The sequence below is a fragment of the Thermasporomyces composti genome, assembly GCF_003386795.1.
Taxonomy (GTDB): Bacteria; Actinomycetota; Actinomycetes; order Propionibacteriales; family Actinopolymorphaceae; genus Thermasporomyces; species Thermasporomyces composti.
In genome coordinates this window covers 1,858,939-1,874,453 of the sequence record NZ_QTUC01000001.1, presented here as the reverse complement: position 1 = coordinate 1,874,453, position 15,515 = coordinate 1,858,939, and the positions used below count along the sequence as shown (strand labels likewise).

The following is a 15,515-nucleotide window of genomic DNA, read 5'->3' as shown; positions in this document are numbered from 1 at the left end:
GTTCCCCAGGACGCGTGAACCAGTAGATCAGACGAGTGCAAGCGTATGTTGCCGAGAGCCGACTCACCACGTCGGAGATCCCAACTCCACAAGGAGTATCGCTTCTGTAGGCAAGTGTAACTTGACACAGGGAGCCGGCAATCACGGCATCGGGCAACTACGTGGCATCACGGCCACGCCAGGAGGGAGCCCGCAGTCCGAGCGCCCGCAGCTGCACTTCGGCCAGCTCGGCGGTGGCGTCCGCGTCTCCCTCACGCCACGCCGTCGCCGGGTCTGGGTGGACGGCGGTCAGGGAGTCGACCGAGCGGCTGGTGAGCGCCCGCAGGGCCAGCAGACGCACGCCGGCCTGGCTCGTCGCCATCCGACAAGCCTCGCGGACGGCGCGCACCCATCGCGCGCGGGCGACCACCCAGCACGCGACGAGGAGGAGTCCCGCGAGTGCCACGAGGAGAGCCAGCGGGGTGGCCAGCTCGTTCATCAGGTTCTGCTGGGCGCGACCGATGCTCGCGATCGATCCGCCGGTCGCGGCGACGGCGTCCAGGGGTTGCCGCAGCGCGTCGCCCACGCCGGGGATCCCCGAGAGCTCCGCTCCGGTGGTGGCGAGGCTGTCGTGGACGCGCGTCCCGGCCTCCTCCAGTTCCCGCCCCGGCGCCACGAGCTCGCGCACCCGCCTGTGCACGACCTGGCCCGCGCGGATGGCGAGCACCGCGAGCCCCAGGGCGAGCAGGTCACCGAGGAGCTGGGCGAGTCGTCGGCCGGGGGTGTCGGCGTAGAGCTTCCAGGTGGGGCCGGTGTTCATCGCGTCCTCCCTCTGCCCTCCGACCTGTCCCCTCCGAGCTTTCCCGAGCTCCCGCCCGACCGTTCGCGGTCAACGAGGCGAGCCCACCGACGCTCGGCGTCGCGTCCCGGTCGTCGATCAGGGAGAGTCGGGAGGGTGTCCGACCGCCAGCAAAGGACCTGGCGTCCATCGCGAGACGCGTCGAAGGACGCCATCGACGGAAGCGCTGTGCCGGCTGAGCAGGGAGCGAGGATGCGTGCGGCTGTCTACATCGGGAACCGGGCGTTGCGCGTGGAGGACCGCGATCCCGTCCCGCCCGGGCCGGGTGAGGTGCAGATCGCGGTGGCCTACGCCGGCATCTGCGGCACCGACCTGCACATCCGTCACGGCGCGATGGACGACCGGGCGCTGCCGCCAGCCGTGCTCGGTCACGAGGCGGTAGGGCGGATCGCCGCCCTCGGCGCTGGGGTGTCCGGCTGGCGGGTCGGCGACCCGGTCACGGTGATGCCACTGCGGTGGTGCGGTGACTGCGCTGCCTGCCGTGCCGGCCACAACCACGTCTGCCAGCGGCTGCGGGTGCTCGGTGTCGACCTCCCCGGTGCGATGCAGGCCCGCTGGACGGTTCCCGCCGACGTCGTCCTCCGCCTGCCCGAGGAGGTGCCCCTCGCCGACGCGGCCCTCGTGGAGCCGACCGCCGTGGCGGTGCATGACGTCCGCCGCGCCGAGGTGCGCGCTGGAGAGCACGTTGTCGTGGTGGGTGCTGGCCCCATCGGGCTGCTGATCGCTGTGGTCGCTGCCGCGGAGGGCGCCGAGATCGTGGTCGTGGAACCAGACCCCTACCGACGTGGTGTCGCCGAACGCCTCGGTCTCGCCGCCGTGGATCCGACGTCCACCGATGTCCCGGCGTACGTGGCGGAGCGGACGGCAGGCGCGGGCGCGGCGGTGGCGTTCGAGGTGTCGGGTTCCCCGGCGGGGATGCGGATCGCCACCGACGTCCTCGGGGTGCGGGGTCGTCTCGTCGTCGTGGCGATCCACCCCGACCCGGTGCCGGTCGACCTCAACCAGGTCTTCCTCCGCGAGCTCACCGTGCTGGGCGCCCGGGTCTACGCCCGGGCCGACGTCGAGCGGGCGATCGAGCTCGTCCACCGCGGTGTGGTACCCGCGAGGGAGCTGGTCTCCAGGATCGTCCCGCTCTCCGCGGTGGCCGAGGCGTTCGACGCGCTGGAGTCGGCGGACGGGGTGGTGAAGGTCCTCCTCGACTGTCAGGCGGCCGGCTGAGCCCTTCGAGGAGCCCCGTGGGCCCGCGTGACCCATCGGGCGGCTTCTCTGGAGCACCTGGCGCAGGGGACCAGGTGGTCCCCACGGTCCGGACATCTCGGTACGGTGATCCCGATGCCGCCGACCTCGACCTACCCGTCCGCTGTGAGTGACTCGCTGCCACCTCGACCGTCGCCGCCGGCCGCCATGGTCGCCGAGGCGTTCGACGTGGGACGCCCGGTGGAGCCGCTCACGCACCATCGGTGGGTCGGCCAGGAGGCGTGGACGTTCTCCACCATGACCGGACGCTTCCTCGTCGTGCGGCTGTGGGCGGGTCCCGACCCGGCGTGGCGGGCCCAGGTCGAGGAGGCGATGGACCTCGAGCGGCGTGCCCAGGAGGCGGGCGTGGCGATGCTCACCCCGGTCGAGCCCCAAGAGCCCGCCTTCGGCTTCGCCGCGCGGGTGCACGGGTTCGGCGTCTTCCGGGTGTATGAGTGGGTCGACCATCGGCCACTCGACCGCGAGGACGACGTGGCGGAGTGGCTGGGCACCACGCTCGCCCTCCTGCACCGGCTACGACCGCTCGACACGACGCCGCAGCCACAGGGGTATGGCCTGTACCCGCCCGCCCACTGGCACGCCTGGCTGGCGGAAGGTGAGGCCCAGGGACGCTCGTGGGCGTCCCCGCTGAGAGACCACCTCGCGGGGATCCTGCGGGCCTCGACGCAGGTCGCCGAGGCGTTCAGCGCCGGGAAGCCCCACGTCGTGACCCACCGTGCGGTCGAGCCGTCCAGGGTGGTGATGACGGACGGCGGCCCGCTGCTGCTCGGTTGGGATGCCGTGGGACCCGACAGTGCGCCGCTCGAGGCGGCGCACGCGATCGTGGAGTTCGCGACGGTCGGGTGGACCGAGCCGGATGCCGACCGAGTGCACCGGGCCAGCCGTGCCTACGCGACCGCCGGAGGCGCGACGCTGCGACCAGGCCCTGCCGCGCTCGCGCGGTGGGTGGGGCGGCGGTTGGAGTGGCTCGGTGCGTGCCTCGACGTCACGCTTGGGCTGCGCCATCCGGTGCCGGCTGAGCTGGCCGACATGGACCAGGCTCGGCTGGACGCCCACGTTCGCGAGGAGGTCGAGACGTTCCCCGCGCTGGTCGACACCATGGCGCGGTGGTCGGCGCTGGTGGGCGACTCGTCCGGTTCGACCGACTGATCGCCTTCCACTCATCGCCACGTCGTCCGGATTTGTCTCCAGCCGAGGCCTGGTCGGGCGCATGCCCGAGCTGGTCGCGACCGGACGTCGTCAGCGCCCAGAGATCTGATGACTGACGGCTACCCTACGAGGCGGGGTCAGTCATGGGTGCTGGACACGATCACACGACGCTCACCGGCGGTCACCGCGGGCGGCTCGCGCTGGTGCTGGCGTTCACCCTCACCGTCTTCGCCGTCGAGGCGGTGGGTGCGCTGCTGTCCGGTTCGCTGGCGCTGCTAGCCGACGCCGGCCACATGGCCGCCGACGCGGCGGGGATCGTCATGGCCTTGATCGCCGCGACCCTCGCCCAACGGGCGCCGACGCGTCGACGCACCTTTGGCTGGCAACGGGTCGAGATCTTGGCCGCCATGGCCAACGCGGTCCTGCTGCTGGGGCTCGCCCTGTACGTCCTCATCGAGGCGGTCCGCCGCTTCTTCTCCCCGCCGGAGGTGGCCTCGGGCCTCATGCTCGTGGTCGCGGTGGTCGGCTTGGTCGCCAACACCTCGTCCCTCATGCTGCTTCGGCGGGCCCAGGCCTTGTCGCTCAATATCCGCGGGGCCTACCTCGAGGTGCTCGGCGACCTGGTCGGCTCGGTCGCCGTCGTCGTCGCGGCGGTGGTGATCGCGCTCACCGGGTGGGTGTGGGCGGACGCGGTGGCCTCCGCCGCGGTGGGCGCGCTGATCCTGCCTCGCGCATGGGTGCTGCTCCGCGAGGCGGTCGACGTGCTGTTGGAAGCGGTCCCGAAGGGGGTCGACTTGGACCACGTCCGCGACCACATTCGGCGGGTACCCGGTGTGTTGGACGTCCACGACCTGCACGCCTGGACCATCACGTCCGGTCTCCCGGTCCTGTCCGCGCACGTGGTGGTGGATGAGAAGACCATGAACGGCGGCCACACCGGCCGGGTCCTCGACGCTCTCCACGCGTGCCTCGCGGAGCACTTCGACGTCACACATTCGACCTTCCAGATCGAGTCGGCCCAGCACCGGGACCACGAGCACGCGACGCACGACTAGGGTCGCGTTCACCGTCGACGACCGGCTCACGCGAACGACCGGCCCCCCGCGAAAGGAGGTCAGTCGACGACGGGCTCGCCCGGGAAAGCGTGATCCGCTTGACGAGGCGACGAGTTCGCATGAAGGGTGGAAGCCGGAGTGCCACACCGGCCGGACCGAGGTCGTCGGAGGCTACCCGCTGACGACGAGTGAGCTCGACGTGTGATTTCTGTGCGAAGCGGGGAATCGTCGACGACGACATGCTGAACCAGATGGGGACCACCGCGACTCAGGTAGTGACGGGGGCCATGAGCGCCGCCGCGGCCTTCCACGGCACGGCCCGCCGTGGTCTTCGCGCGCGAAAGGCGGCGTCAGGGCGATGAATGACTCGCAGCCTGGTGGTCGCGCCGTGCGACGAGCAGCTCCGCGACCGAGCTATGACCTGGGCGACCCGCCGGTGTTCTGCCTGTCCCATGGGGCGGGTGGCTTCGGTGGGACGTACTGGATCGACGACCGCGCGGAAACCTCACCGCGCGAGGAGACGACTGACTCGTCGGATCGGCAGGAGATGTCGCGGTAGCGGTGGCGTGTCGGCCGGCGCCGACGCCTAGAGCGTCCGGATGCGGCTGAAGAGCCGCGACCACGGGACGCGTCGGCGAGGGAGCGCGCCGACGAGCCCACGCGGGACCGCACTCGGCCAGGTGGTCGCGCGGGCCGGGCGGCGGAGCAGCAGCGCGCCGGCGACGGCCACGGCGAGCCATGGCCCGTACCGCAGGAGGGCGGCCCGCAGGGGCGCCGGGCGTGCCCACGAGCGCTCCGTGACGAGGGCTGGAGCCGGTTCCTCGAGGGACGGTCCCCTCACCTGGCCGGCGACGCTGCTGGCGAACTGGGTGACCAGCCACGTCCCGGTGTCTTGCAAGACAGCCGGGCTGAGCAGGGCCGGCGGGCCGGTGATGGTGAAGTCGGAGTGGACGTGCACGACCGTGCGCGGGCCGGCCCCGACACCGGCGACGTCCGGGGTGAGGGTGACGGTCATCGTGGCGGCCGCCGTGCTGAGTCCTCGGGTGTCACGCCCCTGCGCACGCACCACCAGCCGATGCACCGCCTCGTTCCGGTCAAGAAGACGAACCTCGCCCACGTAGGTCGTGCGGTGGGGGCCGATCGCGATGTCGAGCGTGCCCGTCACGGTGTCGTCCCGCGACTTGGACAGGCACGCGCCTGGCAGGTGGTACGAGACCTGGCGGGGGTCCCGCAGCAAGGACCAGGTTCGCGCCACGTCGAGCGGGACAGTGAACTCGTGCTCCAGCTCCATCGTGTGTTCGTCCTTCACCGTCCGGCCGCCGCGCGTACCGCGCGGCGGGTGAGGGTTCGAGCCAGCTGTCGCCGGTAGGGGGCGGTGGCAGCGGCGTCGTCGACGGGCTCGCTCTCGTCGGCGCCCGCGTCCGCGGCCGCGCCGACAATGGCGTCGGTGAGGCGCGCGCCCAGAAGGGCTTCCTCGGCCGGGCGTGAGCGCACCGGAACCGGCCCCATGTTGGTGAACACGACCCGGGCGTCGGTGACCACGCCGTCCTCCTGACGGAGCAACGCGGCGACCCCGACCACAGCCCAGCCCGGGGTCGTCCGACACACCTTCGTGTAGTGCGCGCCCCACCCGAAGCGGGTGGGGAACCGCATCTCGACGAGGACGTCGGCGAGACCGAGCGCGGTCGTGTACGGCTCGACGAAGAACGACCGCGCCGATGTGGTACGCCGTCCCTCCGGCCCCGCGAGCAGCAGCGTGGCGTCGAGCGCGACCGCCGCGGTCGGCAGGTCCGCGGCCGGATCCGCCAGCGCCAAGGATCCCCCGAGCGTCGCCATCGTGCGGGTCCGCCGGTCACCGGCGAGGCGGGCGGCGGTCGCCAGCAGGGGCGCGTGCTCGGCGATGATCGGGTCGGTGGCGAGCCGCCGCAGGGTGGTCATCGCACCCACCACGATCTGGTCGTCCTCGACCCGGATGCCACGCAGCTCCTCGACCTCGCTCAGGTCGACCACGACGGCGGGGACGGCGTCTCGGCATCGCAGCGCGGGTACCAGGCTCTGCCCGCCCGCCAGGAGCGCGGCGTCCTCGCCGGCCTCGTCGAGGTACTGCACTGTCTCCTCGACGGTCCTCGGTCGCAGGTAGTCGAACGGGCTCGGGATCACGGTCGGTCACCCACCTCGCCCTCGGTCTCGCCCCGGCCGGGCACCGGGCTGGGTGACTGGTCGGCCCGGGCGGCCTGGATGGCCCGCCACACCCGGTCCGGCGTGCAGGGCGGCACGAGGTCTCGCACGCCGAGCGGACGGAGCGCGTCGGCGACTGCGTTGACGACGGCGGGCACGGCCGTCAACGCCGCCGCTCGCCGCTGGTCGGCTTCCTCGAGGAGGACGGGGTTTGGCCGGCCTGATCCAACCTCCGGCGGTGCCTCACCGCCGAGGCGTTCGGCGAGGGGCTCGGGAACCGCTGGCCGGGCCGTGGCCGCGGGTCCCTCGACGATGCCGGGAGGCCCGCAGCAGCGCAGGTCAGCTGGGCTCTCGGCGTCCTGGCCGGACGTCCCGACGAGGGCTCGCCCGATGCCGAGGATCACCCCGTCCCGGACGGCGGTCAGTCCCAGGGGCGTGTCGGTGTCGTCGACGACGGCGTAGGTCAGCACGTCGACGACGCCGGTCTCGGTGTCGACCTCCACCGCGGCGACGTGCGCGGCGTGCACGTCGCCGGTGGTGTGGTCGGCGTCGACAGGCTCCTTGTCGGTGGCGACGTCCGGCGCGACGCCGTGGCCGGTCAGCGGGGTGGTGGCCAGCGCGCGCAGGCTGACCGACCGGTGGGGTGCCCGCCGCGTGTGGAAGGCTCCGCGTCCGTACCGCAGCTCCTCCAGCCGGCAGCCCAGCGTCCGTGCCGCGGCGCTCCGCGCGCCCTCGATGACACGCTCGCTGGCGCGGAGGACAGCCATGCCACCCAAGACGAGCATGCGAGCGTCGGACGCGGAGCCGGGGGCGGGTGAGTGCGGCGTGTCCGCCGGGACCACCCGGACGTCCTGGAGCGGGACCTCGAGGGTGTCCGCCACGACCCGGGCGAAGGTGGCCAGGTGGCCGTGACCGAACGCCGCCGCCGCGGTGACGACCTCGACTCGCCCGGTCGGCAGGACCCGAACCGACGCCGACGGCCCCTCGGGTCGCTCACTCGACTGGCGGCGAGCGTCGGTAGGGCGCCGACGCGTCGTGGTCGTGAGACCGATCCCGAGCCGTACCGCGGAGGATTCTTGGTCACGTCGGCGCCGGCGCAGCTCGTCGTAGTCCACCAGCTCCAGCGCCCGGGTGGTCACCGCGTCGAACCGCGGCTCGGCCCAGTTGCGCCGCCGAAGGACGACCGGATCCAACCCGAGCTCGGCGGCGAGCTCGTCGATGATCCGCTCGATCGCGAACGTGGCCGCCGCGGTGTCCGGGCCGAGGCGTGTCGTGGGCGGTGTCGTCGTGAAGACCCCGGTGCAGCGCAGCTCGTGGGCGTCGACGAGGTAGGGGCCGAGCTCGGCGAAGCCCAGGCCGCGCGGTGAAACTGGCGAAAGGTAGGCACCGACCGCGACGAGCTGGTGCAGGCGAAGGCCCAGGATGGTTCCGTCCCGGCGGGCACAGATCTCGACCTCCTGGACGAGGTCGTCGTGGCGGGCGTCGCGGGGACGCGCTTCGCCTCCGGTCGCGCTCCACGTGGTCGGGCGACCGAGCTTCCGCGCGAGCAGCAGCGCGACGGCGTCCTCGGCGTAAGGCTCTGCGGCCGGGTCTCGGGTGCCGACCGGTCCCGGGGTGAGGACCCGCAGACCGGTCACGGGCACACCGGTGATGTGCGCGAGGACGTCTCGGACCTGGTCGGGGTCGCGGGTGTCCGACCAGACGGTGTAGGTGCCGTGGGCGTCGTCGACGTCGACCACGACCGACGGTGGAGGGTCGTCGGTGGCAAGGGGCCACGGGTGACGCAGCTGTCGGGCGAGGACGACGTCGGCGTGCTCGCGGGCGGACTCGTAGTGTCCGTGCGCTTGGCGGTGGAGGAAGCAGCGGTTCCCGGGAGCAGAGTCGTGGACCGAGGGTGCGTCCGGTGCCAGCGCCTCCTCCACGTCGCGGATCGGCGGCAACGGCTCGTAGTCGATCTCGATCGCGTCGAGGGCGTCGACCGCGGCGTATCCGCTGGTCGCCGCGACGACCGCGACGGGCTCCCCTACGAAGCGGACGGTGTCGACGGCTATGGGCAGCCGGGGCGGGACCCGCAGCTCCGCCGGGACCGGTGGGCCCGGCTCAGCGGGGAACGGGACCGTCGTCCACTCCTCGGCGAGCTCGGCGCCGGTGTGGACGGCGACCACACCAGGGCAGTCGCGGGCACCCTCGACGTCGACGCGAGCGAGTCGCGCGTGGGCGTAGGGGCTGCGCAGGATCGCGAGGTGCAGGGTCCCGGGAGGGGCGAGGTCCTCGCCGCGCCGGGTGGCGTCGAGGTACTGCCGCTCGGCGTCGGCGACCGGCAGGGTCACGGACGACGCGGAGAGCCCGGTCATGACGCGGCTCCCCGGTGTCCGGCGAGGGTGTGGTCCGTCCGGGCGGTCGCCGCTGAGTCCGTGGCGCTCTCACCCTGGTTCGGGTCGGGTGGCGGGGCGTCCCGCGACGTCGTGCCGCGTGATCGCTCCGCCGGGGTGAGACCTCGGAGCTCGGTGACGGCGCTGAGGACAGCGCGCACGACCGTGTGCTCGTCCCCGCAACGACATCGTGTCCCCGCCAGCGCGTCCCGGACCTCGTCCTCGGTGGGCACGGGGCACTCGCTCAGCAGGTCGACAGCCGAGAGCAGCATGCCGGGCGTACAGAAGCCGCACGGTGTCGCCCGATGCCGGCGGAAGGTCTGGGCCAGGGCCTCGAGCACAGCCTGGTGTGACGGCGTCTGGTGGGGCACCGGGCCGTCGACAGCGTGTGACGCGCTGTCGACGGTGGTGACGGTACGACCGTCGGCTTGCAGGGCGAGCATGGAGCAGCTCCGGACCGCTCGGCCATCGACGAGGACTGTGCAGGCGCCGCACTCGTTGGTGTCGCATCCGACTCGGGTGCTCACCTTGCCCAGGCGATCGCGCAGGAGGTGAACGAGGAGCGTTCGCTCCTCTATGTAATCGTCGTAGCGCACTCCGTCAACAGTGAGGTTGAGCACGGCCATGCTCGCCAGACAATCCCGACAGGGACTCGGGTCGGCAGGGTCGGAGGTCACAGCCGACAGCGCGGGGAGTCCCAACGCCGTGGGTGTGACAGACATCGCAACGAGAGTGGGCAAACCAGAGTGGGCACGAGAGCGGGCGATGGCGCGCGTCTTTCGGTCGCGCCTTACTCACGAGGGTGTGGCTCGTGAGCACCAGCGCCGGATGGCGGACGGCGTTGGTGAGAGACAGGTTGCTGAGAGATATGAGAGACAGGCTGCTGAGAGACAAAGGTTGGTGCGAGACGAGGGGAGGCGCTGACGTCACCGCGCGAGGCCGCCAGCCGGACGCGACCGAGGGGCATGACAGACTCCGTGCCATGGCCGACCCGGTGAGCTACCGCCTACGGCCCGCGCTCGGCGCCCGCATGATCGGGATGGCGTGCGTGTGGCTGGGGCTGGCCGTCGTCCTCGAAGTCGTCCGTCGTGCCGTGCCCGTGCTCGACGTGCTGGCGGTCCAGTTCCTGGAGTGGTTTCTCGTCGCCATCTTCGCCGTGCTCGCGGGGTGGGGCGCCTGGATCGTCTTCGGTCGCAGGCCACGGCTGGTCCTCGACGACGAGGGCTTCCTCAACCACACCAACCGGCTGCGCGACAGCGTTCGCGCAGCGGCGTGGCGGGACGTGTCCGACGTTCGGCGCCGCGACACGCTCACGGGCACGGTGCTCGTCCTCGAGCTGGCCGACGGCAGGCAGAGCGTGATCACGTCGCGGCTGCTCGATGTCGCGGTGCCAGAGCTCGAGGAGCAGATCCGAGAGCGGCTCAACGCCGCCCACGGCTATCGCCCGCTGTGACGAGCCTCGCTGGTGACGGGTGACGGATGTCTGTAGTGACGGACCTCGGAGCGCTCCCGCTCACCCCGCTCCTTGGGGTCGGTAGGCGCAGGCGTCCTCGAGCGAGGTCGCTCCCTCCTCGGAGTCCTTCGACTCGTCCTGCGAGGACCCTGTGTCTCCCGAGGACTCTGTGTCTCCCGAGGACTCTGCGTCTCCCGAGGACTCCGACGTCTCCGACGACCCGGAGCCCTCACCTGCGTCGGTGGAGTCCGGTGAGGCGGTCTTCTTCGGCTTCGGCTTCGTGGTCTTCTTCGACCCGTCGCGCTCGCTGTCGCGGATGGCCTTCCGCACCATCGAGCGGATCTTGTCGTAGTCCGGATCCCACGGCTTGATGATCTTGTTGGTGAACGCGATGCTGGTCACCTTCGCGTTCTTCACCTTCAGCGACAGGTTGACGAAGGCGGGCAGCAGCTCGCGTGGGATGTCGGTGTAGACGAGGTCCTCGGAGCTCTTGGCGATGGCCTCGTACCGGGTGAGGACCTTCTGTGGGTTCGCCTGGTCGATGATCGCCTTGATCGCGCAGCGCTGGCGTTCCATCCGCTCGTAGTCGCTGGACCCGTAGCGGCCTCGGGCGAACCACAGCGCGTGGTAGCCGTCGAGGTGTTGGTTCGGGCCTGGCTCGATCCAGTCGTGTGGCGGACGGCCCTCGTCCTGGGAGCCACCGATCGCGACCCGGGTGTTGACGTTGACGGTGATGCCGCCCAGCGCGTTGATGAGTTCCGTGAAGCCGTCGAGGTTGATGAGGACGTAGTAGTGCACCTCGAGGCCGAGGACCTCGCCGACGGCGAGCTTCGTCGCGTCAGCGCCTGGGTTGTCGCTGTCCAGCAGCCCCGGGTGCTGCTCCGGCACGTCCTTGTAGATGGCGTTGAGCATCCACTCCAGCCGGTCACCGGGGCCGTCGAAGACACCGTCGGGGTAGACCTCGGCGAGGGGGGAGTCCTCGGGGAACGGCACCTTCTCCAAGTTGCGGGGAAGGCCCAGCAGAACCGTGTTGCCGGTCCTCGTGTCGATGCTGGCCAGCTGGATGCTGTCGGGACGGATGCCGATCCGGCCTTTGCCCCCGTCGCCGCCCAGGAGAAGGATGTTGACGCGGTCGCGGCCACCCCAGGGATCCTCCCTGGTCACGTTCTTCGGCCGGGTGACGCTCTTGCTGTCGGCGCTGGCGAAGACCTTGCCGATCGTGTTATTCCCCACCTGCGCGTAGCGGCCGGCGACGGCGAGGGGCGTCAACACGGAGAACGTGAGGACCGCGACGAGCACCGAGCCGACGAGGCGTTGAACAGCGGTCGCGGCGGCCGGCAGCACCGTGCGGTAGGTGCCGACGATGACGGCCGTCCAGGCCAGGCCGACGGTCGGGAGCGCGACCGCGAGGAAGCCCAGGCTGCCCTCGTCGACCAGCCACGCCAGCACCTTCTCCCGTTGATTGGCGGCGAGGTAGCCGAGCAGGCCGACGAGGAGGACGGTGACCGTCATGACACCAGCGCCGAGTCGGCGTCGACCCGCCGCGAACAGGCCGCTCCCCGGGATGAGCGTGCCGAGGAGAGTGACGAGGACGGCGCGGAGGAACGACGGGCCTGAGGCGGGGCGGGCAGGCGAGACGCGCGCGCCGTCTCGGCGTGGCGAGATTCGGCCCGTCTCCAATCCCATGTGGCTCCTGCCCACGAGTCGCCCTGGCGCCCTCCTCGAGGCCCAGCGCGGACCACTCCGCTCGATGTCCTGTCCGGAAGGATGCCAGAAGTCGCATGCGACCGAACAGTCACCCGATGTGGCCGGGATGTTTTCCCATCATGGACGGGGAGCCGCCGGGCTGGGAGATCCCGGCGGCCCTCGATACGTCGCGCGCGTTCATCCCGCCGGTGGCGGTGCGTGGGCGGTGCGTAGTGGTGCGAGCGCGGCGGTGCTCCGGGCGAGCCACCTGGGGTCTTGCTGCCACGTGGTGTGTGGACAGGTCCTTGTCGCGCCACGTGTCTCATCGGCGGCGGCCCGCTTCGCGCAGTCTGACCTCCGCGACGAGGTGCGTCCCTGTCGATGAGATGAGTGGTCGCCCGCCGTCCTAGAAGTCCCACGGGGCGGGGAGCTGGGCGAGCAGGCACAGGTAGTTTCTGGTGCGGACTTCTTTCCCGTCCTATAAGTCGGGCAGCTATGGTCGCTGCGGATGTAGGCGGTGTAGGGGTCGGGGACGATGCGCAGAGGTGGGCCGACGCAGCCGTCGAAGGCGTGACCGCCGGTGGGATACAGCAGGATCGGCTGGAACAGGTCCTTGACTTTTGCGACGTCGTCGTCGGTGTACCGGCTGCTGAGCGGTTGGGTGAGGCGGACGATGGCCGCGTGCGCCGGAGCGATAGCGCAACGACGTGACCGTCACGCCGCGACGCGAAGCCAACCGGCTCAACGAGCGCAGGCCGCCGAGTCCTGCGATGTGGTCCGCGACACCATCGAGACATCCAAGAAGCCGCCATCCGGGACACTAGGTTCGCCCGCGACACCTACCGCCCCTCGCCACGATCTCGCTGGTTGGCGGATACGGCTCGTCGGTGAGTCCGACCTGCATGTCAGCGAACTCTGGCTGCAGCGGAGCTGCCACTGAATCTTCAGGCTGAAGATGTCTGCCCAGTCCTCGGCCACGCCTTCCCGCTCACGCGCCCACTCGTCGAACGTCATGGTCAAGTCAATGAGTGCACGCTGGGGTCGACGATCTCGATCCCCTTGTCCTCGAGCTCGACCCCATTCCTCGTGAGAACAGTGGCCACTCGGCGCGCCAGCTCCGCGACGCCGGCCACGATGTGCGGGCCACGGTCATGGGTCGACCACCGCACCATCACCGACGGCGGCATCGGTTCGCGACCGACCGCGTGCAGCACCCGCTCGATGAGGTCGAGCCACACGTCCAGGTAGAGGAGCGGGTCCGGTTCGTACGTCGTCCAGCCTGCACAGAGAATGAGGGGCCACTCTTTTCCATCCGCTGACCGCAGCGTCGACATCGTCAACCCTTTGTAGCGATATGCCAATCTCTCGAGTCAGTCTGGCGGGATGCGTGTCGGTGCGTGGGAGGTGGTGCGCCTTGGGGCCGGCTTCTTGATGAGTACTGGGTCGAGGAGGTTCTTGACTGCGCGGAGCTGGTCGTCGGTGTGGGTGGTGATCGGTTCGGGGATCTTGAGGAGCGCGTAGCCTAGTTGCCGTTCGCTGCGGCTGGCTCGAGGGCAAGTCCGGATCGCTCGGCGGATGTGGTGAGCTTTCGAAGTCCACCGAGTGAAGCGATGGGGGTGGTGTTCAGCAGGTTGGCCCAGTAGTAGCCGCGTGGATGTTCTCGGCCTTGGATGCGCCGTCGTAGACGGCAAACCACTCGTCATACGGTGTGCTGTTCCATGATTGGCCGGTGTCTGCCGTGACGAATCTCCAGGCGGCGTTGAGCTGGCGTGTTACCGGTACAAGCCATGAAGCAACTATTTCTGCGGTCGCGTCCTCCTCTTCTTCTGCTCGGAGGTGGTCTGTTCGTACAGTGACGCGAAGGCCGGCGCCTTCGTGTGGCTTTTCGAAGTCAACTACGACACGGATAGCTGGTGGCGAGTAGGGTTTGGGTGCTTGTCCGGAGAGCGTTAGTGCTGCGCCCGCCTCCACCAGCTTGCCGGTGTTCCCTCGAGCGATGAGCTTGTCGAACACCTGCTGCGTCCAAGTGCGGCCGGCCACCGTCCAGCCTGACTCCAGACAAGTTCGTCTGGCACAACTTCCAGTTCTTGTGCGGCGGCGGCCTCCTTGACCCGTTCGATGAGGGCGAGCCACACGTGGCGGTAGAGGAGCGGGTCTGGCTCGTACGTCGTCCAGCCAGATGGAAGGGCGTGGACGCTGCTTCTGTCCTCGGCCGACCGCAGCGTCGACACGAGCAACTCCTCCAGGACGAAGCAGAGCCCTCGACGGGCGCACCGGGTCACCATGATCGCCTCGCTTGAGGCCGCTGCCATGGAGATGATCAATCTGTTACCCAGACGGCGCCGTCCCTCGAGTGCAGCGGACGACCGGGCAGAAGACCAGAGGAAGCAGGCGACCACAGGAGTGGTCGGCTCAGGTGAGGAGGGCGCGGACCTCGGCGTCGGAGACCGAGCGGAAGTCGGTGTACCAGCGGCCGACAGCCTCGAAGGACGGGGGCGTCAGCGGGCACACCATCTCGTCCACGACGCCGGCGAACTCCTCGACCGCCTGTGGCGGCGCCACCGGGACGGCGAGGATGACCTTGGCGGGCTGGTGGCGTCGGACGGCGACAACCGCGGCACGGGCGGTGGCGCCTGTGGCGATCCCGTCGTCGACGAGGATCACGACCTTCCCCTCGAGCTGCGCCGGGGGTCGGTCGCCGCGGTAGGTCGCCTCCCGGCGGGCGAGCTCCGCCCGCTCCCGCTGGGCGACCTGCTCCACCTCAGCCGGGCTGATCCCGAGCTGCTCCACCACGTCCCGGTTGAGCACCCGGACGCCGCCGGTCGCGACCGCGCCCATCGCCAGCTCGGGGTGCCACGGAACGCCCAGTTTCCGGACACAGAAGACATCGAGGGCCACGCCCAGCCGCTCGGCGACGGCGGCGGCGGTCACCACACCCCCTCGGGGCAGCCCCAGCACGATCACGTCGTCCCGGTGGGCATACTCCGCCAACTCGTCCGCCAGCCGGTGGCCGGCGTCCGCCCGGTCGGCGTAGCCGGCCGTCGAAGCACCGCCTCGCCGCATCATCAGGTCCGCCGCGTCACGAGATCGCCTCGCCTCAGGACACCATCCCTTCCGACCGTACCCCCGCGTGTCGGACCCGGACGATGCCCGAAGGTCGCGGCGCGGGCCGGTGATCAAGGCCGCAGAGCGGGCCGGTGGACGCGGGCGCCGGGGGGCTGGCGACACGCCGCCGGACACTCCGACGGGACGCGCTTTGCCGGACCGAGCGCGGGGCCGCTACCCTGATCCGGCATCATGGCTCTCGCCAAGGGAGGCGTCGCCTAGTCCGGTCTATGGCGCCCGCCTGCTAAGCGGGTTGAGAGGTAATACTCTCTCGCGGGTTCAAATCCCGCCGCCTCCGCACTGACCTGCACAAAGAGGCCGTGTGTGGGCCGGGTGGCATCGCCCGGCCCACACGTCGTCCATCCAGCGCCGTCCATCCGGGCCGTCCACCGACGTCGGCTCGGTGGCACGTCCTCCGTGTC

General features: G+C 70.8%; 13 protein-coding genes and 1 tRNA gene. 5 read left to right on the top strand and 9 right to left on the bottom strand.

All coding sequences use genetic code 11. The features are described from left to right. Positions 1–157: 157 nt before the first annotated feature. Positions 158–799 carry a hypothetical protein gene (locus DFJ64_RS08230; protein ID WP_115849924.1) on the bottom strand — a complete coding sequence of 214 codons (642 nt, stop codon included), beginning with the start codon at positions 797–799 and terminating at the stop codon, positions 158–160. Positions 800–1,030: 231 nt separating this feature from the next. Between DFJ64_RS08230 and DFJ64_RS08225 the strand changes: the two genes are divergently transcribed. The 3 genes from DFJ64_RS08225 (at position 1,031) to DFJ64_RS08215 (ending at position 4,299) form a co-directional block, all read left to right on the top strand. Next, entirely contained in the window at positions 1,031–2,056 is a 1,026-nt protein-coding gene (locus DFJ64_RS08225; RefSeq protein ID WP_115849923.1) for a zinc-dependent alcohol dehydrogenase, read from the top strand. A 114-nt stretch (positions 2,057–2,170) separates the two neighbouring features. Continuing rightward, positions 2,171–3,244 carry an aminoglycoside phosphotransferase family protein gene (locus DFJ64_RS08220; protein ID WP_147304643.1) on the top strand — a complete coding sequence of 358 codons (1,074 nt, stop codon included), beginning with the start codon at positions 2,171–2,173 and terminating at the stop codon, positions 3,242–3,244. 143 nt (positions 3,245–3,387) lie between these two features. Then, positions 3,388–4,299 carry a cation diffusion facilitator family transporter gene (locus tag DFJ64_RS08215; protein WP_115849921.1) on the top strand — a complete coding sequence of 304 codons (912 nt, stop codon included), beginning with the start codon at positions 3,388–3,390 and terminating at the stop codon, positions 4,297–4,299. Between the two features lie 586 nt (positions 4,300–4,885). Here DFJ64_RS08215 and DFJ64_RS08205 read toward each other — a convergent pair. The 4 genes from DFJ64_RS08205 to DFJ64_RS08190 are packed head-to-tail and all read right to left on the bottom strand — an operon-like array spanning position 4,886 to position 9,475. Then, complete coding sequence (locus DFJ64_RS08205; protein ID WP_115849919.1) at positions 4,886–5,590, bottom strand: SRPBCC family protein; 705 nt, start codon at positions 5,588–5,590, stop codon at positions 4,886–4,888. A gap of 14 nt (positions 5,591–5,604) precedes the next feature. Further along, positions 5,605–6,459 (bottom strand): FAD binding domain-containing protein, encoded by an 855-nt coding sequence (locus DFJ64_RS08200; RefSeq protein WP_115849918.1) that lies wholly within the window; start codon positions 6,457–6,459, stop codon positions 5,605–5,607. Then, the gene (locus DFJ64_RS08195; protein ID WP_115849917.1) at positions 6,456–8,831 is read right to left on the bottom strand and encodes a xanthine dehydrogenase family protein molybdopterin-binding subunit; all 2,376 of its coding nucleotides are present in this window, start codon (positions 8,829–8,831) and stop codon (positions 6,456–6,458) included. The genes DFJ64_RS08200 and DFJ64_RS08195 overlap by 4 nt, the downstream gene beginning before the upstream one ends. Beyond that, positions 8,828–9,475, bottom strand: a complete 648-nt coding sequence (locus tag DFJ64_RS08190) for a (2Fe-2S)-binding protein (RefSeq protein ID WP_115849916.1) — start codon at positions 9,473–9,475, stop codon at positions 8,828–8,830. The genes DFJ64_RS08195 and DFJ64_RS08190 overlap by 4 nt, the downstream gene beginning before the upstream one ends. A 356-nt stretch (positions 9,476–9,831) precedes the next feature. Here DFJ64_RS08190 and DFJ64_RS08185 point away from each other — a divergent pair, with 356 nt between their 5' ends. After that, a complete protein-coding gene (locus tag DFJ64_RS08185; RefSeq protein ID WP_115849915.1) occupies positions 9,832–10,302 on the top strand; it encodes a hypothetical protein in 471 nt (156 codons plus the stop codon). A 60-nt stretch (positions 10,303–10,362) separates the two neighbouring features. Here DFJ64_RS08185 and DFJ64_RS08180 read toward each other — a convergent pair whose 3' ends face one another. From DFJ64_RS08180 to DFJ64_RS08165, 4 genes are all read right to left on the bottom strand, one after another. Further along, positions 10,363–11,988: an LCP family protein gene (locus DFJ64_RS08180; protein ID WP_211310535.1), complete on the bottom strand. Its 1,626-nt coding sequence runs from the start codon at positions 11,986–11,988 to the stop codon at positions 10,363–10,365. A 1,016-nt stretch (positions 11,989–13,004) separates the two neighbouring features. Beyond that, positions 13,005–13,322, bottom strand: coding sequence for a hypothetical protein (locus DFJ64_RS08170; RefSeq protein WP_115849913.1), 318 nt, complete (start codon positions 13,320–13,322; stop codon positions 13,005–13,007). Positions 13,323–13,611: 289 nt separating this feature from the next. Continuing rightward, on the bottom strand, positions 13,612–14,001 hold the full coding sequence (locus DFJ64_RS19220) for a hypothetical protein (protein WP_147304642.1): 390 nt from the start codon (positions 13,999–14,001) through the stop codon (positions 13,612–13,614). 399 nt (positions 14,002–14,400) lie between these two features. After that, positions 14,401–15,051 carry a phosphoribosyltransferase gene (locus DFJ64_RS08165; RefSeq protein WP_245941012.1) on the bottom strand — a complete coding sequence of 217 codons (651 nt, stop codon included), beginning with the start codon at positions 15,049–15,051 and terminating at the stop codon, positions 14,401–14,403. A gap of 249 nt (positions 15,052–15,300) precedes the next feature. On the opposite strand from DFJ64_RS08165, the gene DFJ64_RS08160 reads away from it, so the two are divergent. Further along, positions 15,301–15,391, top strand: a tRNA-Ser gene (locus DFJ64_RS08160). Positions 15,392–15,515 lie beyond the last annotated feature (124 nt).